The sequence below is a fragment of the Streptomyces sp. NBC_01635 genome, assembly GCF_045209715.1.
GTDB lineage: Bacteria > Actinomycetota > Actinomycetes > Streptomycetales > Streptomycetaceae > Streptomyces > Streptomyces hirsutus.
The window spans coordinates 1,765,428-1,788,491 of the sequence record NZ_CP109277.1 but is presented as its reverse complement, the minus strand read 5'-3'; the positions used below and the strand labels follow the sequence as shown (position 1 = coordinate 1,788,491).

19 protein-coding genes are annotated in these 23,064 nt (G+C 70.5%); 17 read left to right on the top strand and 2 right to left on the bottom strand.

Annotation, left to right across the window (positions count from 1 at the left end):
- The first annotated feature begins 35 nt into the window (after positions 1-35).
- Together thrS and OHB56_RS08570 are read left to right on the top strand one after the other, a co-directional pair.
- Positions 36-2,012 (top strand): threonine--tRNA ligase, encoded by a 1,977-nt coding sequence (gene thrS / locus OHB56_RS08575; protein WP_326751725.1) that lies wholly within the window; start codon positions 36-38, stop codon positions 2,010-2,012.
- Positions 2,013-2,159: 147 nt separating this feature from the next.
- Positions 2,160-2,708, top strand: a complete 549-nt coding sequence (locus OHB56_RS08570) for an HIT domain-containing protein (protein WP_326751724.1) — start codon at positions 2,160-2,162, stop codon at positions 2,706-2,708.
- 85 nt (positions 2,709-2,793) lie between these two features.
- Here the strand turns inward: OHB56_RS08570 and OHB56_RS08565 are convergent, their stop codons facing one another.
- Complete coding sequence (locus tag OHB56_RS08565) at positions 2,794-4,449, bottom strand: hypothetical protein (RefSeq protein WP_326751723.1); 1,656 nt, start codon at positions 4,447-4,449, stop codon at positions 2,794-2,796.
- Between the two features lie 331 nt (positions 4,450-4,780).
- Positions 4,781-6,976, bottom strand: a complete 2,196-nt coding sequence (locus OHB56_RS08560) for an elongation factor G-like protein EF-G2 (protein ID WP_326751722.1) — start codon at positions 6,974-6,976, stop codon at positions 4,781-4,783.
- Between the two features lie 375 nt (positions 6,977-7,351).
- Between OHB56_RS08560 and pgsA the strand changes: the two genes are divergently transcribed.
- The 15 genes from pgsA to OHB56_RS08485 all read left to right on the top strand — a co-directional run bounded on the left by pgsA (position 7,352) and on the right by OHB56_RS08485 (position 23,006).
- Positions 7,352-8,050 carry a phosphatidylinositol phosphate synthase gene (pgsA, locus tag OHB56_RS08555; protein WP_406352494.1) on the top strand — a complete coding sequence of 233 codons (699 nt, stop codon included), beginning with the start codon at positions 7,352-7,354 and terminating at the stop codon, positions 8,048-8,050.
- Positions 8,047-8,979 (top strand): phosphatidylinositol mannoside acyltransferase, encoded by a 933-nt coding sequence (locus OHB56_RS08550; RefSeq protein ID WP_406352492.1) that lies wholly within the window; start codon positions 8,047-8,049, stop codon positions 8,977-8,979. Before pgsA ends, OHB56_RS08550 begins: the two co-directional genes overlap by 4 nt.
- Positions 8,976-10,139 (top strand): glycosyltransferase family 4 protein, encoded by a 1,164-nt coding sequence (locus tag OHB56_RS08545; RefSeq protein WP_406352491.1) that lies wholly within the window; start codon positions 8,976-8,978, stop codon positions 10,137-10,139. Before OHB56_RS08550 ends, OHB56_RS08545 begins: the two co-directional genes overlap by 4 nt.
- Before the next feature lie 151 nt (positions 10,140-10,290).
- Positions 10,291-10,833, top strand: a complete 543-nt coding sequence (locus tag OHB56_RS08540; RefSeq protein ID WP_326751718.1) for a hypothetical protein — start codon at positions 10,291-10,293, stop codon at positions 10,831-10,833.
- Positions 10,834-11,019: 186 nt separating this feature from the next.
- Positions 11,020-11,931: a pyridoxal 5'-phosphate synthase lyase subunit PdxS gene (pdxS, locus tag OHB56_RS08535; RefSeq protein ID WP_055594602.1), complete on the top strand. Its 912-nt coding sequence runs from the start codon at positions 11,020-11,022 to the stop codon at positions 11,929-11,931.
- 9 nt (positions 11,932-11,940) lie between these two features.
- Positions 11,941-12,537, top strand: coding sequence for a pyridoxal 5'-phosphate synthase glutaminase subunit PdxT (pdxT, locus tag OHB56_RS08530; RefSeq protein WP_326751717.1), 597 nt, complete (start codon positions 11,941-11,943; stop codon positions 12,535-12,537).
- Positions 12,538-12,594: 57 nt separating this feature from the next.
- Positions 12,595-13,347 carry a YebC/PmpR family DNA-binding transcriptional regulator gene (locus OHB56_RS08525; protein WP_326751716.1) on the top strand — a complete coding sequence of 251 codons (753 nt, stop codon included), beginning with the start codon at positions 12,595-12,597 and terminating at the stop codon, positions 13,345-13,347.
- Between the two features lie 201 nt (positions 13,348-13,548).
- Positions 13,549-14,187, top strand: coding sequence for a crossover junction endodeoxyribonuclease RuvC (ruvC, locus tag OHB56_RS08520; protein ID WP_326751715.1), 639 nt, complete (start codon positions 13,549-13,551; stop codon positions 14,185-14,187).
- A complete protein-coding gene (gene ruvA / locus OHB56_RS08515) occupies positions 14,184-14,789 on the top strand; it encodes a Holliday junction branch migration protein RuvA (protein ID WP_406352489.1) in 606 nt (201 codons plus the stop codon). The genes ruvC and ruvA overlap by 4 nt, the downstream gene beginning before the upstream one ends.
- A 77-nt stretch (positions 14,790-14,866) precedes the next feature.
- Complete coding sequence (ruvB, locus tag OHB56_RS08510) at positions 14,867-15,937, top strand: Holliday junction branch migration DNA helicase RuvB (protein WP_326751713.1); 1,071 nt, start codon at positions 14,867-14,869, stop codon at positions 15,935-15,937.
- A gap of 165 nt (positions 15,938-16,102) precedes the next feature.
- Positions 16,103-16,633 (top strand): preprotein translocase subunit YajC, encoded by a 531-nt coding sequence (gene yajC / locus OHB56_RS08505; RefSeq protein ID WP_406352487.1) that lies wholly within the window; start codon positions 16,103-16,105, stop codon positions 16,631-16,633.
- A 135-nt stretch (positions 16,634-16,768) separates the two neighbouring features.
- Positions 16,769-18,565: a protein translocase subunit SecD gene (gene secD, locus OHB56_RS08500; RefSeq protein WP_406352485.1), complete on the top strand. Its 1,797-nt coding sequence runs from the start codon at positions 16,769-16,771 to the stop codon at positions 18,563-18,565.
- Between the two features lie 3 nt (positions 18,566-18,568).
- Complete coding sequence (secF, locus tag OHB56_RS08495; RefSeq protein ID WP_326751710.1) at positions 18,569-19,687, top strand: protein translocase subunit SecF; 1,119 nt, start codon at positions 18,569-18,571, stop codon at positions 19,685-19,687.
- Positions 19,684-20,232 (top strand): adenine phosphoribosyltransferase, encoded by a 549-nt coding sequence (locus OHB56_RS08490; protein ID WP_326751709.1) that lies wholly within the window; start codon positions 19,684-19,686, stop codon positions 20,230-20,232. Before secF ends, OHB56_RS08490 begins: the two co-directional genes overlap by 4 nt.
- Before the next feature lie 218 nt (positions 20,233-20,450).
- Positions 20,451-23,006 (top strand): RelA/SpoT family protein, encoded by a 2,556-nt coding sequence (locus OHB56_RS08485; protein ID WP_406352482.1) that lies wholly within the window; start codon positions 20,451-20,453, stop codon positions 23,004-23,006.
- Positions 23,007-23,064: the final 58 nt, after the last annotated feature.

The window sequence follows — 23,064 nt, the reverse complement described above, 5'->3', positions numbered from 1 at the left end:
GGCGCCGCGGCCCAGCCTTCAGTCAGGAGAGACCGGTGTCAGACGTCCGTGTGATCATCCAACGCGATTCCGAGCGGGAAGAACGCGTGGTGACGACGGGCACCACGGCCGCCGAGCTCTTCGCCGGCGAACGCTCGGTCATCGCCGCGCGGGTGGCCGGTGAGCTCAAGGACCTCGCCCACCAGGTCAGCGACGGCGACACCGTCGAAGCCGTCGAGATCTCGTCCCCGGACGGCCTCGACATCCTGCGCCATTCCACCGCGCACGTCATGGCCCAGGCCGTGCAGGAGCTGTTCCCCGAGGCCAAGCTGGGCATCGGCCCGCCGGTCAAGGACGGCTTCTACTACGACTTCGACGTCGACGAGCCCTTCCACCCCGATGACCTCAAGGCCATCGAGAAGCGCATGCAGGAGATCCAGAAGCGCGGGCAGCGCTTCGCCCGCCGCGTGGTCACCGACGACGAGGCCCGCGAGGAGCTGGCCGACGAGCCGTACAAGCTCGAGCTGATCGGCCTCAAGGGCTCCGCGTCGCACGACGACGGCGCGGACGTCGAGGTCGGCGCCGGCGAGCTGACGATCTACGACAACCTCGACGCCAAGACCGGCGACCTGTGCTGGCGGGATCTCTGCCGTGGCCCGCATCTGCCGACGACCCGGAACATCCCGGCGTTCAAGCTGATGCGCAACGCCGCCGCCTACTGGCGCGGCAGCGAGAAGAACCCGATGCTCCAGCGCATCTACGGCACCGCCTGGCCGTCCAAGGACGAGCTGAAGGCGCACCTGGAGTTCCTCGCCGAGGCAGAGAAGCGCGACCACCGCAAGCTCGGCTCCGAACTGGACCTGTTCTCCATCCCGGAGCAGATCGGCTCCGGCCTCGCCGTCTTCCACCCCAAGGGCGGCATCATCCGCCGGGTCATGGAGGACTACTCGCGGCGCAAGCACGAGGAGGCCGGTTACGAGTTCGTCTACACCCCGCACGCGACGAAGGGGAAGCTCTTCGAGACCTCGGGCCACCTGGACTGGTACGCCGACGGCATGTACCCGCCCATGCAGCTCGACGAGGGCGTGGACTACTACCTCAAGCCCATGAACTGCCCGATGCACAACCTGATCTTCGACGCGCGCGGCCGGTCGTACCGTGAACTGCCCTTGAGGCTGTTCGAGTTCGGCACGGTCTACCGCTACGAGAAGTCGGGTGTCGTGCACGGTCTGACTCGTGCCCGCGGCTTCACCCAGGACGACGCGCACATCTACTGCACCCGCGAGCAGATGGCGGAGGAGCTCGACAAGACCCTCACCTTCGTCCTGGACCTGCTGCGCGACTACGGCTTGACCGACTTCTACCTGGAGCTGTCCACCAAGGACCCGGAAAAGTTCGTCGGCACCGACGAGGCATGGGAAGAAGCCACCGAGACGCTGCGCCAGGTCGCCGAGAAGCAGGGCCTGCCCCTGGTCCCGGATCCGGGCGGCGCCGCCTTCTACGGCCCGAAGATCTCCGTGCAGACCAAGGACGCCATCGGCCGCACCTGGCAGATGTCGACCATCCAGCTCGACTTCAACCTGCCGGAGCGCTTCGACCTGGAGTACACGGCCGCGGACGGCTCCAAGACCCGCCCGGTCATGATCCACCGCGCGCTGTTCGGCTCGATCGAGCGGTTCTTCGCGGTGATGCTGGAGCACTACGCGGGTGCCTTCCCGGCATGGCTGGCGCCGGTGCAGGCGATGGGCATCCCGGTCGGCGACGCCCACGTGGAGTACCTGGAGAAGTTCGCCGCCGACGCGAAGAAGCAGGGCCTGCGGGTCGAGGTGGACTCCTCCTCGGACCGCATGCAGAAGAAGATCAGGAACGCCCAGAAGCAGAAGGTGCCGTTCATGGTGATCGTCGGCGACGACGACATGAACGCGGGCACGGTGTCGTTCCGCTATCGCGACGGGTCGCAGAAGAACGGCATTCCCCGTGACGAGGCGATCGCCGAGATCGTCGACGTGGTGGAGCGTCGGGTTCAGGTCTGATGTGCTCCCCGCCGACGCGGGGATGCTCCGTCGTAGCCCTCGTCCTCGTGGCGTCGGCGCGAGGGCTCCCCGCGCAGGCGGGGGTCGGCCCCCGGGAACCCCGGGGGCCTTTGCCGTACCCCCGCAGTGACGCCATATGCTGCATGCATGACGAGTGAGCCGGAGCAGCAGATCGGAGTGGGCACGCAGGACGCGTTCCAGCGTCTGTGGACGCCCCACCGGATGGCCTACATCCAGGGCGAGAACAAGCCGAGCGGCCCGGGCGCCGACGACGGCTGTCCCTTCTGCTCCATCCCGGCCAAGTCCGACGAGGACGGGCTGATCATCCAGCGCGGCGCACTGGTGTACGCGGTGCTCAATCTCTACCCCTACACCGGTGGTCACTGCATGGTGGTGCCGTACCGCCACGTCGCCGACTACACGGATCTCACGACGGCGGAGACCGCGGAGCTCGCCGAGTTCACCCAGCACGCGATGAGCGCCCTGCGTACCGCCTCCGGTGCGCACGGCTTCAACATCGGCATGAACCAGGGCACGGTCGCGGGCGCCGGCATCGCCGCGCACCTGCACCAGCACGTCGTGCCCCGCTGGGGCGGCGACACTAATTTCATGCCCGTCGTCGGCCACACGAAGGTGCTGCCGCAACTGCTGGGCGACACCCGCAAGATGCTCGCGGAGGCCTGGCCGACGGAGTGATCCGATCCGTCCGTTTCTCCGTCCGACAGGGGGCGGGGCGGCCGTTGCCCACGGCCGCCCCGCCCCCTGCGCGATGGTCGGGAACCTACGCGTCGTACACGTCCGCCTTGCGGGGTGCCGCGTCCTGGATGGCTCCGCTCAGGTTCGACGAGCGGGCACCGAACTTCTCCGTGTCCACGCCGTTCTCCTTCAGCACCTTGATCGCCGCCGAGTGCACCGCCCGGAGGACCGGCGTGGCCGCGCGCAGCGCGTCGTCGGCCATGAAGCGGTGCCGCCACGGCTTGTCCGCCCAGGCGTGCCGCAGCCCGAAGGGCTCGGGCAGCGAGAGCTTGCCGCCCAGCCAGTAGAGCAGCGGCGGATACCAGGTCAGCGGCGCACGGGCGGCCAGGCGCACCACCTCGTCGGTGTCGACCAGCGGGAGCTTCACCGTCCGGGTCTCCCAGAACCTGACCGACTTCTGGACGCTCTTCTCCTTGGCCGCCGGCTTGCTGGTGAACAGGGAGTGCACCGGGCCCAGGGCGTGCCCGGTGACCTCGATGCGCAGCGTCTCGTGCAGCACCGTCACCGTGATCAGCATGGTGAGGACCAGCTGGCCGTCCCACAGGGTCCACTGCACGCCCAGGTAGTGCCGGTCGCCCGCGCCGAACTGCTGGTTGTTGCAGATCTCCTGTATGGCGTGCGGCTTGATCCGGTAGGCCTCGACGTCGGTGCCGTCGGGCCGGGAGACCCCGTCCGCGTTCTCCCCGATCGGAGTGACGATCCAGTGCCGCACCGTCGGCTTGGGGAAGCCACCGGTGTGCAGCGGGCCGCGCTCCAGCATGCGCAGCCGGTCGTGGACGGCCTTGATGACGTCCCAGCTGCGGAACGGGTTGATCTCCCGGTCCGGGTCGATCGGGAGCAGCTCCTCGGCGAGCTGCCAGCTGCCCCAACGCGTGCCCATGCCGAGTATCCCCTTGGGCCCGGCGTAGAACACGGAATTGGACTGCTGCTCGGCGCTGAGCCGGGCCAGCGACTGCCGCAGCTCCTCGGCGGCCGTCTCGCCGGGGCTGCTCGGCACCGCCTCGGGCACCTTGGCGCCCACGCTGCCGCCGGAGAGGAGGCTGCTCCAGCGCTCCCTGAGGTCCCGTGCCGTGCGCTCGCAGATCCGCTTGGCCCAGAACCAGCCGATCACCGGGGCGACGACACAAGCGCGCGCGTACCAGCCCCAGAACCCGTCGAAGGGCATCCGGAGCAGGAAGACCACGGCGAGGAGTCCCATCGCGACCAGCAGCGTGGTGGCGAGCGCGCCGGCCCGCTTGTCCTCGCGCCGCGCGATGGTGGTGCGGATCTGGAAGACCAGCAGCCAGACCAGCAGTCCGGGCAGGAACAGCACGCCGCACAGCACCATCACGGCACTGAGCCAGTTGTCCCGCTCCCTGCGGATGCGGTGGGCCGCGAGGCTGTGCTCCACGACCGCCTGCGGCTGGGTGCCGAAGGACTGGATGAGCGGTGCCCGCCCGGAACCCAGCATCCGGTCGATGATCGCCCGGGAGAACGCCTCGCCCAGATTCGGCCGGAACAGCGCGATCCGGGGCTTGCTGACGGACGACTTGTGCCACTCGGTGTTGGCCTTGAGTATCTCGTCGGCCTCATTGTCCCGGTAGGCGGCCGAGGCCAGCGCGAACGTCGGGGTCTGCCCCTCGTCGCCGGTGCGTGGCACCTGCGGACCGAAGAACTCCGCGTAACCGCCTTCAACGGCCATTCCCGCCCCCGATCGCCGTGACTGTCGTCTTGCGGCCTTCCCGACTTCCTTGCTCCGCACACCTGTTGAACTGGTCTTCAGGGTATCCGTCGCCGGCGGCGTCCGTCGGCGGACGGCCGAAAGCCGCCTGCCGGTACGAAGTGAGGCCTCTCGGGGCGCGTTCCGTCACGTGCGGACGCGTGTACGGGCTTATGTCCGGGCACGTGTACGGGCCTACGCCCGGGCGCGGTGGTGCGCGGGCGCCCGCGGGGCCGCCGGAACGGTCCCGTGGGTGCCCGGCGCCGGATCCCGGGCCGTGGCGATGAGGAGGAGGCACGCGCCCCGTCCGCCGTCAGGCGCTGAGCGCCTCCTCCCGGACCCGCTCGGCGACCTGCGCAGGCATCGGCTCGTGCCGCACGTACCGGCGGCTGAAGCGCGCGGTGCCGTGCGAGAGCGCCCGCAGATCGACGCTGTACCGGCCGATCTCGATCTCCGGGACCTCGGCCCTGATGAGGGTCCGGCCGCCCGCCGACTGCTCGGTGCCGAGCACCCGGCCGCGCCGGCCGGACAGATCGCTCATCACCGGGCCCACGTAGTCGTCACCGACCAGCACGCTCACCTCGGCCACCGGCTCCAGGAGATTGATCCGCGCGTCCGCGGCCGCCTCCCGCAGCGCCAGCGCGCCGGCCGTCTGGAAGGCCGCGTCGGAGGAGTCCACCGAGTGCGCCTTGCCGTCCCTCAGCGTCACCCGGACGTCGATCAGCGGGTGACCGGCCGCGACTCCCTTGGCGGCCTGGGCCCGTACGCCCTTCTCGACGGACGGGATGAACTGCCGTGGCACCGCGCCGCCGACGACCTTGTCCACGAACTCGATGCCCGAACCGCCCGGCAGCGGCTCCACGTCGATCTCGCAGATGGCGAACTGTCCGTGCCCGCCGGACTGCTTGACGTGCCGTCCGCGCCCGGAGGCCTGGTCGCCGAACGTCTCGCGCAGCGGCACCCGGTGGGCCACGACGTCCACCTGGACGCCGTACCGGCTGCGCAGGCGCTCCAGGGCCACGTCCGCGTGGGCCTCGCCCAGGCACCACAGGACCACCTGGTGGGTGTCCTGGTTGTGCTCCAGACGCATGGTGGGGTCCTCCGCGACGAGGCGGGCCAGTCCCTGCGAGAGCTTGTCCTCGTCCGGTTTGCTGTGGGCCTGGATGGCCAGGGGCAGCAGCGGGTCGGGCATCTCCCAGGGTTCCATCAGCAGGGGGTCGTCCTTGGCGGACAGGGTGTCCCCGGTCTCCGCGCGGCCCAGTTTCGCCACGCACGCGAGATCGCCCGCGATGACGTGGGACACCGGGCGCTGCTGCTTGCCGAACGGCGTGGACAGGGCGCCGATCCGTTCGTCGACGTCGTGGTCCTCGTGGCCCCGGTCGACCAGTCCGTGCCCCGAGACGTGCACCGTCTGGTCGGCGCGCAGGGTGCCGGAGAACAGCCGGATCAGCGAGATCCGCCCGACGTACGGGTCGGACGACGTCTTGACGACCTCCGCGACCAGCGGGGCGTCGGGGTCGCACGGGTTCAGCTCGCGCGGTGTGCCGTCGATGGTGGTCACCGGCGGTGTGCCGTGTTCCAGCGGCGTCGGGAAGCCGCCGGTGATCAGCTCCAGCAGTTCGACCGTGCCGAAGCCCTGGCGGGCGTCCTCGGCCGCGGGGGCGGCGGCCAGGACGGGGAAGAACACACCGCGCGCGACGGCCTTCTCCAGGTCCTCGATCAGGGTCTTGACGTCGCACGACTCGCCGCCGAGGTAGCGGTCCATGAGGGTCTCGTCCTCGCTCTCCGCGATGATCCCCTCGATCAGCCGGCTGCGGGCCTCCTCGATCAGCGGCAGCCGGTCCGGTTCGGGCTCGTGCTCCTTGCGCTCGCCGGAGGAGTAGTCGAACAGCTTCTGGGTCAGCAGCCCGATCAGACCCGTCACGGGCGCGTGCCCGTCGGCCCCCTCCGGACCGTGCAGCGGCAGGTACAGCGGCAGTACGGCGTCGGGGTCGTCCCCGCCGAACGTCTCCGCGCACACGCGCGTCATCTCGTCGAAGTTCGCGCGTGCCGCCTCCAGGTGCGTGACGACGATGGCCCGCGGCATGCCGACGGCCGCGCACTCGTCCCACACCATGCGGGTGGAGCCGTCCACCCCGTCGGAGGCCGAGACGACGAAAAGGGCCGCGTCCGCCGCTCGCAGACCGGCCCTGAGCTCACCGACGAAGTCGGCGTATCCGGGGGTGTCCAACAGGTTGATCTTGATGCCGTCCCATTCGAGGGGCACCAGGGAGAGCTGTACCGAGCGCTGCTGCCGGTGCTCGATGTCGTCGTAGTCGGAGACGGTCCCGCCGTCCTCCACCCGGCCTGCCCGGTTCACGGCTCCGGCGGTCAGTGCGAGAGCCTCCACCAAGGTGGTCTTGCCCGATCCGGAGTGGCCGACCAGCACCACATTCCGTACGGACGTGGGGTGGTCGGCCGCCTGTGCCCTTCCGGCGGCTCCGGGATGTGTGTGCGCCTTGTCGCCCATGGTCCTGCCTCCCGTGCACGGTGAGGTCACTGTGGGCGCGGACTCGCGGAATCCTCCCCGGGGCCTGGCCCGGGGCACCCCGAGCGGTGACGGCTCCGGCGACGCCCGCGGTCCTTCGAGCTTTCCACTCCCGTCACGGCGCGTCCATACGAAGGACGCGATCCCGCCTCCCGGCGCCACCCGGGCGTGCCCCCGGACGTCCCGAGTCCGGCCCCGGCCGCGGCTTCCGGCCCGGTCCGGCCCGCGGACCCGTGCGACGGCGGTCCCCGTACCGGGTCCTCGGGTGCCCGGCCGTCGGTGACACGCGCGCGTGACTACGATGGGCCAGCCGGTGGCCAGTGGGGCCACACGGCCACACCGACCGTCGGGAAGGCCATGCTGAACAAGTACGCGCGTGCATTCTTCACGCGTGTCCTCACACCGTTCGCCGCGTTTCTCATCCGGCGGGGGGTCAGCCCGGACACGGTCACGCTCATCGGCACCGCCGGCGTGGTCGCGGGCGCGCTGGTCTTCTACCCCATGGGCGAGTTCTTCTGGGGCACGGTCGTGATCACGCTGTTCGTGTTCTCCGACCTCGTCGACGGCAACATGGCCCGCCAGCTGGGCCGCTCCAGCCGCTGGGGGGCCTTCCTCGACTCCACCCTGGACCGGGTCGCCGACGGGGCCGTCTTCGGCGGCTTCGCCCTGTGGTACGCGGGCGGGGGCGACGACATCGTCCTGTGCGCCGTGTCGATCTTCTGCCTGGCCAGCGGCCAGGTGGTGTCGTACACCAAGGCGCGCGGCGAGTCGATCGGGCTGCCGGTGGCCGTGAACGGGCTGATCGAGCGGGCCGAACGGCTCGTGATCTCGCTGGTCGCGGCCGGTCTGGCGGGTCTGCACGCCTTCGGTGTGCCCGGCATCCAGTACCTGCTGCCGGTCGCCCTGTGGATCGTCGCCGTCGGCAGCCTGATCACGCTGATCCAGCGGGTCGTCACGGTGCGCCGGGAGTCCGCCGAGGCGGAGTCCGCAGAGGAGGCGGAGGAGCAGGAGGCCGCCGGGGAGCAGGAGGCCCGCGGGAGCGGGGCCGCGAAGTGAGCGCGCGGGACCGCCTGAGCGACGCTCTGTACGGCGCCGGCTGGGCCACCGTCAAGAAGCTCCCCGAACCCGTCGCCGTGCGGCTCGGCCGGACCATCGCCGATCTCGCCTGGAAGCGGCGTGGCCAGGGCGTGCAGCGGCTGGAGAGCAACTACGCGCGCGTGGTGCCGGGCGCGGGCCCCGAGCGGCTCGCCGAACTGTCCCGCGCGGGCATGCGTTCGTACCTGCGGTACTGGATGGAGTCCTTCCGGCTGCCCGCCTGGAGCCCGGAGCGCATCGCGAACGGCATCGACATCAAGGACATCCACCGAGTGACCGACGGCATGGCGGCCGGCAAGGGCGTCGTCCTCGCGCTGCCGCACCTCGCCAACTGGGATCTCGCGGGCGCCTGGGCCACCACCGGGCTCGGCATCCCGTTCACCACCGTCGCCGAACGGCTGAAGCCGGAAACGCTGTACGACCGCTTCGTCGCCTACCGGGAGGACCTCGGCATGGAGGTGCTCCCGCACAGCGGCGGCAGTGCGTTCGGCACGCTGGCCCGGCGGCTGCGCGACGGGGGACTGGTCTGCCTGGTCGCCGACCGCGACCTGTCGGCCTCCGGCGTGGAGGTCGAGTTCTTCGGCGAGACCGCGCGGATGCCGGCCGGCCCCGCCCTGCTCGCCCAGCACACCGGAGCGCTGCTGCTGCCGGCGACGCTCTGGTACGACGACTCGCCCGTGATGCGGGGCCGGGTCCATCCAGCGGTCCCGGTCCCCGAGTCAGGTACGCGGGCCGAGAAGACGTCCGTCATGACACAGGCGCTGGCCGACGCCTTCGCCACGGGGATCGCCGACCACCCGGAGGACTGGCACATGCTGCAGCGCTTGTGGCTCAAGGATCTCGATCCCGCGCGGGAACCCGATCAGGACGCCCGGGAGGGAACCCCGTGAGGATCGGCATCGTCTGCCCGTACTCCTGGGACGTGCCGGGCGGCGTCCAGTTCCACATCCGCGATCTGGCCGAGTACTTCATCCGCCTCGGCCACGAGGTGTCCGTCCTCGCCCCGGCCGACGACGAGACGCCGTTGCCGCCGTACGTCGTCTCGGCCGGCCGTGCGGTGCCGGTGCCGTACAACGGCTCGGTGGCCCGGCTCAACTTCGGCTTCCTGTCGGCGGCCCGGGTGCGGCGCTGGCTCCACGAGGGCGCCTTCGACGTGATCCACATCCACGAGCCGACCTCGCCCTCGCTCGGCCTGCTGGCCTGCTGGGCGGCCCAGGGACCCATCGTCGCCACCTTCCACACGTCCAATCCGCGCTCCAGGGCCATGGTCGCCGCGTACTCCATCCTGCAGGCGGCACTGGAGAAGATCAGCGCACGGATCGCGGTGAGCGAGTACGCCCGCCGCACGCTCGTCGAACACCTCGGCGGCGACGCGGTGGTGATCCCGAACGGGGTGGACGTCGACTTCTTCGCCCGCGCCGAGCCCCGGCCCGAGTGGCAGGGCGACACGATCGGCTTCATCGGCCGCATCGACGAGCCCCGCAAGGGCCTGCCGGTGCTGATGGGAGCCCTGCCGAAGATCCTCGCCGCCCGCCCGCAGACGCGGCTGCTGGTCGCGGGGCGCGGCGACGAGAAGGAGGCGGTGGAGGACCTGCCCGCCGAACTCCGTTCCCGGGTCGAGTTCCTCGGCATGGTCAGCGACGAGGACAAGGCCCGCTTCCTGCGCAGCGTCGACCTGTACGTGGCGCCCAACACCGGCGGCGAGAGCTTCGGCATCATCCTGGTCGAGGCGATGTCCGCGGGGGCGCCGGTGCTCGCCTCCGACCTGGACGCCTTCGCCCAGGTGCTCGACCGGGGGGCGGCCGGCGAACTGTTCCCCAACGAGGACGCCGACGCGCTCGCCGAGTCCGCGGTACGCCTCCTGGGGGACCCGGAGCGGCGCGCGAAGCTGCGCGAGCGGGGCAGCGCCCACGTCCGCCGCTTCGACTGGTCGACCGTCGGCGCGGACATCATGTCCGTCTACGAGACGGTGACCGCCGGAGCGGCGGCGGTGGCCGCAGACGAACGGACGACGGGGCTGTGGTCGCGCTTCGGGCTGGCGAGGGACTGAGGGCAGCCGAGGACCGAGGGCAGTTGTTCGGCCGGGCCCGGGACGCGACAGTCCGCACCTCCGGTGAACGGCGACGAGCGCCGGCGCCGGCCCCCGGGGCGCCCCGGACGCTCGGCCGGGCGGGTGCGGTGTCCCGGTAGCCTTGCCGCCCGTGACCGCAACCCTGATCTGGATCCTTGTCGCCCTCGTCGTGATCGGCCTCTACCTGAGCTGGACGGCGGGGCGGCTGGACCGGCTGCACGCCCGGATCGACGCCGCCCGCGCCGCAATGGACGCGCAGTTGCTGCGCCGCGCCTCCGTGGCCCAGGAACTGGCCACGTCAGGGGTGCTCGACCCCGCCGCCTCGATCGTGCTCTACGAGGCCGCGCACGCCGCGCGGCAGGCGGTGGAGGAGCAGCGGGAGGTCGCCGAGAGCGAACTGAGCCAGGCGCTGCGGGCCGTTTTCGCCGAGTCGCAGCAGGTCGACGCGGTCAAGGAGGCGCCCGGGGGAGAGGACGCGACCGTGGAACTCGCCGAGGCGGTCCGCAGGGTGCCCATGGCCCGCCGTTTCCACAACGACACCGTACGGGCCGCACGCGCCCTGCGCCGGCACCGGAAGGTGCGCTGGTTCCGGCTGGCGGGACACGCGCCGTTCCCGATGGCGTTCGAAATGGACGACGAACCGCCGGCCGCCCTGATCGAACGCGCGGCCTAGGGCCTGTCCCGCGTCTCCGGAATGATCCGCCGGGCGGGCCCCGGCCGGCGGCACTCACCGGGAGAGCCGCCGGGAGCTCCGCCCAAAACGATCCACCGCCTCTCCATTGGCTCTTGCTGTGGACTGGTTCGTTCACGTTTCCTCAGTGCTGTAGAAACCCCCTCTTCGTCATCAGTGAGGTCACTCGTGTCCAGCACGCTCTCCGAAAACCAGGGTCCCGAGACCGGCACCGCCCGTGTGAAGCGCGGCATGGCCGAGCAGCTCAAGGGCGGCGTGATCATGGACGTCGTCACGCCGGAGCAGGCGAAGATCGCCGAGGACGCGGGCGCCGTCGCCGTCATGGCGCTGGAGCGCGTGCCCGCCGACATCCGCAAGGACGGCGGCGTGGCCCGTATGTCCGACCCGGACATGATCGAGGGCATCATCGCGGCGGTCTCCATCCCGGTCATGGCCAAGTCCCGCATCGGCCACTTCGTCGAGGCGCAGGTGCTGCAGTCGCTCGGCGTCGACTACATCGACGAGTCCGAGGTCCTCACCCCGGCCGACGAGGTCAACCACTCCGACAAGTGGTCGTTCACCACCCCCTTCGTCTGCGGTGCCACCAACCTCGGCGAGGCCCTGCGCCGCATCGCCGAGGGCGCCGCGATGATCCGCTCCAAGGGCGAGGCCGGCACCGGCAACGTCGTCGAGGCCGTGCGCCACCTGCGTCAGATCAAGAACGAGATCGCCCGGCTGCGCGGCTTCGACAACCACGAGCTGTACGCCGCCGCCAAGGAGCTGCGCGCCCCGTACGAGCTGGTCAAGGAGGTTGCCGAGCTGGGCAAGCTGCCGGTGGTGCTGTTCTCCGCCGGCGGTGTCGCCACCCCCGCCGACGCCGCCCTGATGCGTCAGCTCGGCGCCGAGGGCGTCTTCGTCGGCTCCGGCATCTTCAAGTCCGGCGACCCGGCCAAGCGTGCGGCCGCCATCGTCAAGGCGACCACCTTCTTCGACGACCCCAAGGTGATCGCGGAGGCGTCCCGCAATCTCGGCGAGGCCATGGTCGGCATCAACTGCGACACCCTTCCCGAGACCGAGCGCTACGCCAACCGAGGCTGGTAGGCACCGGGCATGAGCGACATCGTCATCGGTGTCCTGGCCCTCCAGGGCGACGTACGGGAGCACCTCGTCGCCCTGGCCGCGGCCGGCGCCGTCGCCAGGCCGGTGCGGCGCCCGGAGGAGCTCGCCGGGGTCGACGGCCTGGTGCTCCCCGGCGGGGAGTCCACCACCATCTCCAAGCTGGCCGTCCTGTTCGGTCTGATGGAGCCCCTGCGCGCACGCGTGCAAGGCGGCATGCCGGTCTACGGCACCTGCGCCGGGATGATCCTGCTCGCCGACAAGATCCTCGACCCGCGCTCCGGTCAGGAGACCGTGGGAGGCGTCGACATGATCGTGCGCCGCAACGCGTTCGGACGGCAGAACGAGTCGTTCGAGGCGGCGGTCGACGTCAGGGGCGTCGAGGGCGGCCCCGTGCACGGAGTCTTCATCCGCGCTCCCTGGGTCGAGTCCGCCGGCGCCGGTGCGGAGGTGATCGCCGAGCACGACGGCCACATCGTCGCCGTCCGTCAGGGCAACGCACTGGCCACGTCGTTCCACCCGGAACTGACGGGAGATCACCGGGTGCACGGTCTGTTCGTCGACATGGCGCGCGGGTACAAGGCGGCCTGACCCTTGTAGGATTCCTGCGTTCGTTGCAGAGATGGGTTACGCGAAGGAGACAGGCAGATGTCCGGCCACTCTAAATGGGCCACGACGAAGCACAAGAAGGCCGTGATCGACGCCAAGCGCGGCAAACTCTTCGCGAAGCTGATCAAGAACATCGAGGTCGCCGCGCGTATGGGCGGTGTCGATCTGGAGGGCAACCCGACCCTCTACGACGCCGTTCAGAAGGCCAAGAAGCAGTCGGTGCCGAACAAGAACATCGACTCCGCCATCAAGCGCGGCGGCGGTCTCGAGGCCGGTGGCGCCGACTACGAGACGATCATGTACGAGGGCTACGGCCCGAACGGTGTCGCGGTGCTCATCGAGTGCCTCACCGACAACCGCAACCGTGCCGCCTCCGACGTGCGCGTCGCGATGACCCGCAACGGCGGTTCGATGGCCGACCCGGGCTCGGTGTCGTACCTGTTCCACCGCAAGGGCGTCGTGATCGTCCCCAAGGGCGAGCTGACCGAGGACGACGTCCTCACCGCCGTCCTGGACGCGGGCGCCGAGGAGGTCAACGACCTCGGTGAGTCCTTCGAGGTGCTCAGCGAGGCCACCGATCTGGTCGAGGTCCGTACCGCTCTGCAGGGTGCCGGGATCGACTACGACTCCGCCGAGGCCAACTTCGTCCCGACCATGCAGGTCGAGCTGGACGAGGAGGGCGCCAAGAAGATCTTCAAGCTGATCGACGCGCTGGAGGACAGCGACGACGTGCAGAACGTCTTCGCCAACTTCGACGTGAGCGACGAGATCATGGAGAAGGTCGACGCGTAGCGCTGCCGCGTGCACGACGGTTCCGGCGGGCCGATGGGACACCTCCCCATCGGCCCGCCGCTCCTGTCGGTGGCAGCCGATAGCCTGGCACACGTCAAGGATCACCGTCCGCCGGACCGCAACCATCGATTGAGGAACCCCGACGGCGATCGACCAGGTCCGCGAGAGCGGCGGCGGATCAGCCGCGAAGAGGGGTGCAGGGTGCGCGTACTGGGGGTGGACCCGGGACTGACGAGGTGCGGTGTCGGGGTGGTTGAAGGGGTCGCGGGGCGACCGCTGACCATGCTCGGTGTGGGCGTCGTGCGCACGCCCGCCGACGCCGACCTCGGTCACCGTCTCGTCGCCGTCGAGCAGGGCCTCGAGCAGTGGCTGGACGAGTACCGGCCGGAGTTCGTCGCCGTCGAGCGCGTCTTCAGCCAGCACAACGTCCGTACGGTGATGGGCACCGCCCAGGCGAGCGCCGTCGCCCTGCTGTGCGCCTCCCGCCGCGGGATCCCCGTCGCCCTGCACACCCCCAGCGAGGTCAAGGCGGCCGTGACCGGTTCCGGGCGCTCGGACAAGGCCCAGGTCGGTGCGATGGTCACCCGTCTGCTGCGGCTGGACGCGCCTCCGAAGCCCGCCGACGCGGCAGACGCCCTCGCCCTCGCCATCTGCCACATCTGGCGGGCCCCCGCGCAGAACCGCCTCCAGCAGGCCGCCGCCCTGCACGCCTCCCGCACCGCCCCGCGCGCGACCCCTGCGCGCACGGCCGCCCCGAAGGCGTCCGGCCGGAGAACACCCACAGCACCGATCCCCTCATCGAACCCATCGCCCAACCCATCGAAGGGGCGCACCGCATGATCGCCTTCGTCAGCGGCACGGTCGCCGCACTCGCCCCCGACACCGCGGTCGTCGAGGTCGGCGGCGTCGGCATGGCCGTCCAGTGCACGCCCAACACGCTGTCCACGCTGCGCGTCGGCCAGACCGCCCGGCTCGCCACCTCCCTCGTCGTACGCGAGGACTCGCTCACCCTCTACGGCTTCGCGGACGACGACGAGCGGCAGACCTTCGAGCTGCTGCAGACCGCCAGCGGCGTCGGGCCGCGCCTGGCCCAGGCCATGCTGGCGGTGCACGTCCCGGACGCGCTGCGCCGGGCCGTCGCGACCGCCGACGAGAAGGCGCTCACCGCCGTGCCCGGCATCGGCAAGAAGGGCGCCCAGAAACTGCTCCTGGAGCTGAAGGACCGCCTCGGCGCACCGGTGGGCACGGCGACCGCCGCCGGCCCCGTCACCGCGGGCTGGCGCGACCAGTTGCACGCCGCCCTGATCGGCCTCGGCTACGCGACGCGCGAGGCCGACGAGGCCGTCGCCGCCGTCACCCCCCAGGCCGAGGCGGCCGAGGGCACACCCCAGGTGGGCGCGCTGCTGAAGGCGGCCCTGCAGAGCCTGAACCGCGCCCGCTGACCCCGCACCGCCTTCCCCTCCCGTAAGAGCCCCGCCTCCCTCGTACTGCCCCGCCCCATCCGGCTAGGAGACTTTCAGTGAACTGGGACGACACGACCGACCCCACTGCCGCCGAGCGGTTGGTGGGATCTGTCGCCGACGGGGAGGACCAGGCCGTCGAGGCCGCCCTGCGCCCCAAGGACCTGAACGAGTTCATCGGCCAGGAGAAGGTCCGCGAGCAGCTCGACCTGGTGCTGCGCGCGGCCCGCGCGCGGGGGGCCACCGCCGATCACGTGCTGCTCTCCGGCGCCCCCGGCCTCGGCAAGACCACCCTCTCCATGATCATCGCGGCCGAGATGGAAGCCCCCCTCCGCATCACCTCGGGGCCGGCCATCCAGCACGCGGGCGACCTGGCCGCGATCCTGTCCTCCCTGCAGGAGGGCGAGGTCCTCTTCCTCGACGAGATCCACCGCATGTCCCGGCCCGCCGAGGAGATGCTCTACATGGCGATGGAGGACTTCCGCGTCGACGTCATCGTCGGCAAGGGCCCCGGCGCCACCGCCATCCCCCTCGAGCTGCCCCCCTTCACCCTGGTCGGCGCCACCACGCGCGCGGGCCTGCTGCCGCCCCCGCTGCGCGACCGCTTCGGCTTCACCGCGCACATGGAGTTCTACGAGCCCACCGAGCTGGAACGCGTCGTCCACCGCTCGGCGAGCCTCCTGGACGTCGGGATAGAGGCCGACGGCGCCGCCGAGATCGCCGGCCGGTCGCGCGGCACGCCCCGCATCGCCAACCGCCTGCTGCGCCGCGTCCGCGACTACGCCCAGGTCAAGGCCGACGGGCGGATCACCAGGGAGATTGCCGAGGCGGCCCTGGCGGTCTACGAGGTCGACGCCCGCGGCCTCGACCGGCTGGACCGCGCGGTGCTGGAGGCGCTGCTCAAGCTCTTCGGCGGCGGACCGGTCGGTCTGTCCACACTCGCCGTCGCGGTGGGGGAGGAGCGGGAGACCGTGGAAGAGGTGGCCGAGCCGTTCCTCGTACGGGAGGGGCTGCTCGCCCGCACCCCGCGCGGACGGGTCGCCACACCGGCGGCATGGGCGCACCTCGGTCTCGTCCCGCCCGGTTCCCCGGTTGCCGGAAACGGACAACAGGACCTGTTCGGGGCGTGAGGGGGACGGCATTGGCCACGGGAGGAACCCCGGTGCCATGCTGAGCGTTGTTCCCTGCGCGCGGACTCGCCTAGAATCCGCCGATGCCACGCCTTGTCGGCGGCATCACATACCCCCAACCATCAGGCCGTTCACCATCGCGGTCGTGTGAAGGAAGTCCGACCCGTGAGTCTCCTGACCCTCCTCCCGTTCATTGTGCTCATCGGGGCCATGTTCCTGATGACCCGGTCGGCCAAGAAGAAGCAGCAGCAGGCCATCGATATGCGGAACCAGATGCAGCCGGGTTCCGGTGTCCGCACGATCGGGGGTATGTATGCCACGGTGAAGGAGGTCAGTGAAGACACGGTCCTCCTCGACGCCGGACCCGGCGTGGAACTGCTGTTCGCGAAGAACTCCATCGGTGCCGTACTGACGGACGAGGAGTACAACCGCATCGTTCACGGCATCGAGCACGACCTGAAGTCCGACGCCGACGTCGTCCCCGACGACGCCTCCTCCCTCACCGAGACCGACGACTCCTCCGCCGCTTCCGACGACGCGCCGGTCGATTTCGGCAAGAAGGACACGGCTGACACGGCTGACACGGCCGAGGCGTCCGCCGACACCGAGCCGGCCGATGCCGGCACCGACGCCGCCGACAAGGCGAAGACGGACGAGCAGGCGAAGAAGTCCGACGGCGGTTCCGAGGCGAAGTAGTCGTGACCCCGGGTGCGCGGGCAGTACGGCCCGCGCGCCCGGGACATGCCCAGCTCCCGCGGAACCCCGAGACCATGTCATGGCCGCCCGCCCGTCGACCGGGCTCGGGGCGGCCCGAGAGGGAGTTACAAAAAGGTGGCTGCACTCAAAAAGGGAACTAACGCGAGCGTCACAAGCAAGCCGTGGCGCTCGCTGGCCCTGATTCTGATCGCCATGGTGGCGCTCATCGGAGGGATGTTCGCCTCCGGACACAAGACTCCGCGTCTGGGTATCGACCTCGCCGGCGGCACCAGCATCACGCTGGCGGCCGTCCCCGAGGCCGGTCAGGAATCCGCGATCAACCCGACCAATATGGCGACCGCGGTCTCCATCATGGAGCGTCGTGTCAACGGTCTCGGTGTTTCCGAGGCCGAAGTCCAGACGCAGGGTGACCGTAACATCATCGTCAACATTCCCAAAGGTACCAACTCGGAACAGGCCCGGGAACAGGTCGGCACCACCGCCAAACTCTACTTCCGCCCGGTCGTCGCCACTGAACTCGCCGCGGGCGGAGCCGCTCCCACGCCGAGCGGCACCGGTGACGCCTCCACCGAGGGTACCGAGGGCGACAAGGCCACCGGCGGCGCGAGCGAGAAGGCCACGGACAAGACCACCGACGAGGGGTCCCCGTCCGCCTCCACCGGCCCGTCGGCCGACGCCACCACCCAGGGCCGTGCGGTCACCGAGGCCCTGAAGGCCGACCCCACCCCCTCCGCGCCCCCCAGCGGTTCGGCCGAGGCCAGCCCCTCCGCGTCCGCGACGGACGGCGCCCCCGCCGAGACGGACGGCAAGCTCCAGGCCCAGTACGCCGCGCTCGACTGCACCAAGGCCGATGTCCGCGCCTCCGCCGGTGACGGCGCCAAGGCCACCGACTCGACCGTGGCCTGCGGCCAGAACTCCCAGGGCCAGTGGCAGAAGTACATCCTCGGCCCCGCCGCCGTCGACGGCACGGACGTCGACGAGGCCAAGGCCGTCCTCAACACGCAGACCGGTGCCGGCTGGACCGTCACCATGGACTTCACGGACCAGGGCAGCAAGAAGTTCGCCGACATCACCGGCAAGCTGGCGCAGAACCCGTCCCCGCAGAACCAGTTCGCCATCGTCCTGGACGGCGAGGTCGTCTCCGACCCGTACGTCAGCCAGGCCCTCACCGGCGGCAACGCGGAGATCTCCGGCAACTTCACCCAGAAGTCGTCCGAGGAACTCGCCAACATGCTGTCCTACGGCGCCCTGCCCCTGACGTTCCGCGAGGACAGCGTCACCACCGTCACTGCCGCACTCGGCGGCGACCAGCTCCACGCCGGCCTGATCGCCGGCGCGATCGGCCTCGCCCTGGTCGTCCTCTACCTGCTGGTCTACTACCGCGGTCTGTCGTTCATCGCGGTCGCCTCGCTGCTGGTGTCCGCGTCCCTCACCTACGTGATCATGGCGCTGCTCGGCCCGACCATCGGTTTCGCGCTGAACCTGCCGGCCGTCTGCGGAGCCATCGTCGCCATCGGCATCACGGCGGACTCGTTCATCGTCTACTTCGAACGGGTACGGGACGAGATCCGCGAGGGCCGTGTCCTGCGCACCGCCGTGGAGCGTGCCTGGCCGCGTGCCCGACGCACCATCCTGGTCTCCGACTTCGTCTCCTTCCTCGCGGCCGCGGTGCTCTTCGTCGTCACCGTCGGCAAGGTCCAGGGCTTCGCGTTCACGCTCGGTCTGACCACGGTGCTCGACGTCGTGGTGGTGTTCCTGTTCACCAAGCCGCTGCTGACGCTGATGGCCCGCCGGAAGTTCTTCGCCGACGGTCACAAGTGGTCCGGCCTGGATCCGAAGGCCCTCGGGGCGAAACCCCCGCTGCGCCGCACCCGCCGCCACTCCGCCCCCGTCCAGACGAAGGAGGCGTGAGAGATGTCGAAGCTCGGTAATCTCGGCGCCCGGCTGCACCACGGTGAGGTCGGCTACGACTTCATCAAGAACCGCAAGATCTGGTACGGCGTCTCCCTTCTGATCACCGTCCTGGCCATCGTCGGCCTGGCGGTGCGCGGCCTCCACATGGGCATCGAGTTCCAGGGCGGTGCGGTCTTCACCACCCCGAAGAACATGAGTGCCTCGGTCGCCCAGGCCGAGACCTACGCGGAAGAGGCGTCCGGCCACGACGCCATCGTCCAGAAGCTCGGCGACGGCAGCCTGCGCATCCAGATCGCGGCCATCGACACCAGTACCTCGGACAAGATCAAGACGGAGCTCTCCCAGGACCTGAAGGTCGAAGCGGAGCAGATCAACGCGGACCTGGTCGGTCCCAGCTGGGGCGAGCAGATCGCCAACAAGGCCTGGCAGGGCCTCGGCATCTTCCTGTTCCTGGTCGTGATCTATCTGGCGATCGCCTTCGAGTGGCGCATGGCCGTCGCCGCGTTCGTCGCGCTGATCCACGACCTCACCATCACCGTAGGCATCTACGCCCTCGTGGGCTTCGAGGTCACCCCGGGCACGGTGATCGGTCTGCTGACCATCCTCGGCTATTCGCTCTACGACACGGTCGTGGTGTTCGACAGTCTCAAGGAACAGACCAAGGACATCACCAAGCAGTCCCGCTGGACCTACAGCGAGATCGCCAACCGCTCCATCAACAGCACCCTGGTCCGTTCCGTCAACACCACGGTGGTCGCGCTGCTGCCGGTGGGGGCCCTGCTGTTCATCGGTGGCGGTGTCCTCGGCGCCGGTATGCTGAACGACATCTCGCTGTCCCTGTTCGTCGGCCTCGCCGCCGGTGCGTACTCGTCGATCTTCATCGCCACTCCGCTCGTCGCCGACCTCAAGGAGCTCGAGCCTCCGATGCGGTCGCTGAGGAAGCGTGTCCTGGCCAAGCGCGCCCAGGGCACCGACACGGACGACGAGCCGAGGACCGTCAGGGTGCCCGACGACGACTACGAGAACGGGCCGGACGACGCCGCTGCCGTCGTCGGCCCACGCGACCAGTCCGCGCCCCGCAGCCGCGGGCGCGGCCGACCTTCCGGAAAGCGCCGATGACCGAACTCACCGATATCTCCACCCTGCTGCTGAGCCGCATCCGGGACGTGGCGGACCACCCGGAGCCGGGGGTGATGTTCAAGGACATCACCCCGCTCCTGGCCGACCCGGCGGCGTTCACCGCTCTCAGTGACGCCCTCGCCGAGATCGCCGGACGCACCGGCGCCACCAAGGTCGTCGGCCTGGAGGCCCGCGGCTTCATCCTCGGCGCCCCGGTCGCCGTCCGCGCGGGCCTCGGCTTCATCCCCGTGCGCAAGGCGGGCAAGCTCCCCGGAGCCACCCTCAGCCAGGCGTACGACCTGGAGTACGGCTCCGCCGAGATCGAGGTGCACGCCGAGGACCTCACCGCCGCCGACCGCGTCCTGGTGATCGACGACGTGCTCGCCACCGGCGGCACCGCCGAGGCCTCGGTCCAGCTCATCCGCAGGGCGGGCGCCGACGTCGCGGGCCTCGCCGTACTGATGGAACTCGGCTTCCTCGGCGGCCGGGCGCGCGTGGAACCGGCCCTGGCCGGCGCCCCGCTGGAGGCGCTGCTCACGCTCTGACGAGCGCCGGGGGACACCGTCCCACCAGCGACGCAGCACGCCGGACGGGCGTGGCGGACACCGCGCGGGCGGGCACCGGGGGAATCCGGGGCCCGCCCCGTGCGTTTCAGAGGTGAACAATCCGCCCACCGGTCCGAGGGAGATCCGCAGGCACGGGATGGCTACCATGGGGGCTCCGGAACCTGATCTGGGGCCCGGATCGCGTACGAGGAGTCCTCTTGGCAGACGAGGCCCAGCACCTGACCGCAGACAAGCCCGAGTCCGGCTCGGCTGCCGCGGCCAAGCCCGTGCCGAGCACGCCCCACGCGAAGAACGACCCGCGCGGGCCGGTCCGGCACGCCCAGGCCGCCGCCGCGGAGAAGCCCGAGCAGCCACGGCCCAAACCCTCCCCCGCCCGAGCGGGCGGATCCTCGTCGTCCGAGCGCTCCGCCCCCATGGTCCGCCCCAACAGCGGGCAGCCGGCCCGCTCCGGCTCCTCCAACCGCGTCCGCGCCCGTCTGGCCCGGCTCGGGGTCCAGCGCGCCAACCCGTACAACCCGGTGCTGGAGCCGCTGCTGCGGATAGTGCGCGGCAACGACCCCAAGATCGAGAACGCCACCCTCCGCCAGATCGAGAGCGCCTACCAGGTCGCCGAGCGCTGGCACCGAGGCCAGAAGCGCAAGAGCGGCGACCCGTACATCACCCATCCGCTCGCCGTCACCACCATCCTCGCCGAGCTGGGCATGGACCCGGCCACCCTGATGGCCGGCCTGCTGCACGACACGGTGGAGGACACCGAGTACGGCCTGGAACAGCTCCGCCGCGACTTCGGTGACACCGTCGCCCTGCTGGTCGACGGCGTCACCAAGCTGGACAAGGTCAAGTTCGGCGAGGCCGCGCAGGCCGAGACCGTGCGCAAGATGGTCGTCGCCATGGCCAAGGACCCCCGGGTCCTGGTCATCAAGCTCGCCGACCGCCTGCACAACATGCGCACCATGCGCTATCTCAAGCGCGAGAAGCAGGAGAAGAAGGCGCGCGAGACGCTGGAGATCTACGCGCCGCTCGCCCACCGGCTGGGCATGAACACCATCAAGTGGGAGCTGGAGGACCTCGCCTTCGCGATCCTCTACCCCAAGATGTACGACGAGATCGTCCGCCTGGTCGCCGAACGCGCCCCCAAGCGCGACGAGTACCTGGCGATCGTCACCGACGAGGTGCAGCAGGACCTGCGCGCGGCCCGCATCAAGGCGACCGTCACCGGCCGTCCCAAGCACTACTACAGCGTCTACCAGAAGATGATCGTCCGCGGCCGGGACTTCGCGGAGATCTACGACCTGGTGGGCATCCGCGTCCTCGTGGACACCGTCCGCGACTGCTACGCGGCCCTCGGCACGGTCCACGCGCGATGGAATCCGGTCCCCGGCCGGTTCAAGGACTACATCGCGATGCCCAAGTTCAACATGTACCAGTCGCTGCACACGACGGTCATCGGCCCCGGCGGCAAGCCGGTCGAGCTGCAGATCCGCACGTTCGACATGCACCGCCGCGCCGAGTACGGCATCGCCGCGCACTGGAAGTACAAGCAGGAGGCCGTCGCCGGCGCCTCGAAGGTGCGCACCGACGTCACCCCGAGCAAATCCGGCAAGGACTCCGCCGCCGTCAACGACATGGCGTGGCTGCGGCAGCTGCTCGACTGGCAGAAGGAGACCGAGGACCCCGGCGAGTTCCTGGAGTCCCTGCGCTTCGACCTGTCCCGCAACGAGGTCTTCGTCTTCACTCCCAAGGGCGATGTCATCGCGCTCCCCGCGGGCGCCACCCCGGTGGACTTCGCGTACGCGGTCCACACCGAGGTCGGCCACCGCACCATAGGCGCCCGGGTCAACGGCCGGCTCGTCCCGCTCGAGTCGACCCTGGACAACGGCGACCTGGTGGAGGTCTTCACCTCCAAGGCGGCCGGCGCGGGCCCCTCCCGGGACTGGCTCGGCTTCGTCAAGTCGCCGCGCGCCCGCAACAAGATCCGCGCCTGGTTCTCCAAGGAGCGCCGCGACGAGGCGATCGAGCAGGGCAAGGACGCCATCGTCCGCGCGATGCGCAAGCAGAACCTGCCGATCCAGCGCATCCTCACCGGCGACTCACTGGTCACCCTCGCGCACGAGATGCGCTACTCGGACATCTCCGCGCTGTACGCGGCGATCGGCGAGGGCCATGTCGCCGCGCAGAACATCGTCCAGAAGCTGGTGCAGGCCCTCGGCGGCGAGGAGGCGGCCACCGAGGAGATCGACGAGTCGGTGCCGCCGGCCCGCGGGCGGGGCCGCAAGCGCCGCTCCAACGCCGATCCCGGGGTCGTCGTCAAGGGCGTCGACGATGTTTGGGTGAAGCTGGCCCGCTGTTGCACCCCGGTCCCCGGCGACCCGATCATCGGCTTCGTCACCCGAGGCAGCGGCGTCTCCGTCCACCGCAGCGACTGCGTGAACGTCGACTCCCTGTCCCGTGAGCCCGAGCGCATCCTCGAGGTCGAGTGGGCGCCCACCCAGTCCTCGGTCTTCCTGGTCGCCATCCAGGTCGAGGCCCTGGACCGCTCCCGGCTGCTGTCGGACGTCACCCGCGTGCTGTCCGACCAGCACGTCAACATCCTCTCCGCGGCCGTCCAGACCTCCCGCGACCGCGTCGCCACCTCCCGCTTCACCTTCGAGATGGGCGACCCGAAGCACCTCGGGCACGTCCTGAAGGCCGTACGGGGCGTGGAGGGCGTCTACGACGTGTACAGGGTGACCTCGGCCCGCAACCGGACGTAGACCGGCCACGGCGCACGGCCGGCACGGCAGAGGGGCTCCCGTACACGCGGTACGGGAG

What these genes read in the sequence shown, in the direction of transcription:
- secF (WP_326751710.1), top strand. Translation starts at nt 18,569, where the DNA reads ATGTCGAAGCTCGGTAATCTCGGCGCCCGGCTGCACCACGGTGAGGTC.
- OHB56_RS08490 (WP_326751709.1), top strand. Translation starts at nt 19,684, where the DNA reads ATGACCGAACTCACCGATATCTCCACCCTGCTGCTGAGCCGCATCCGG.
- OHB56_RS08570 (WP_326751724.1), top strand. Translation starts at nt 2,160, where the DNA reads ATGACGAGTGAGCCGGAGCAGCAGATCGGAGTGGGCACGCAGGACGCG.
- pgsA (WP_406352494.1), top strand. Translation starts at nt 7,352, where the DNA reads ATGCTGAACAAGTACGCGCGTGCATTCTTCACGCGTGTCCTCACACCG.
- OHB56_RS08525 (WP_326751716.1), top strand. Translation starts at nt 12,595, where the DNA reads ATGTCCGGCCACTCTAAATGGGCCACGACGAAGCACAAGAAGGCCGTG.
- pdxT (WP_326751717.1), top strand. Translation starts at nt 11,941, where the DNA reads ATGAGCGACATCGTCATCGGTGTCCTGGCCCTCCAGGGCGACGTACGG.
- OHB56_RS08560 (WP_326751722.1), bottom strand. Translation starts at nt 6,976, where the DNA reads ATGGGCGACAAGGCGCACACACATCCCGGAGCCGCCGGAAGGGCACAG.
- OHB56_RS08565 (WP_326751723.1), bottom strand. Translation starts at nt 4,449, where the DNA reads ATGGCCGTTGAAGGCGGTTACGCGGAGTTCTTCGGTCCGCAGGTGCCA.
- ruvA (WP_406352489.1), top strand. Translation starts at nt 14,184, where the DNA reads ATGATCGCCTTCGTCAGCGGCACGGTCGCCGCACTCGCCCCCGACACC.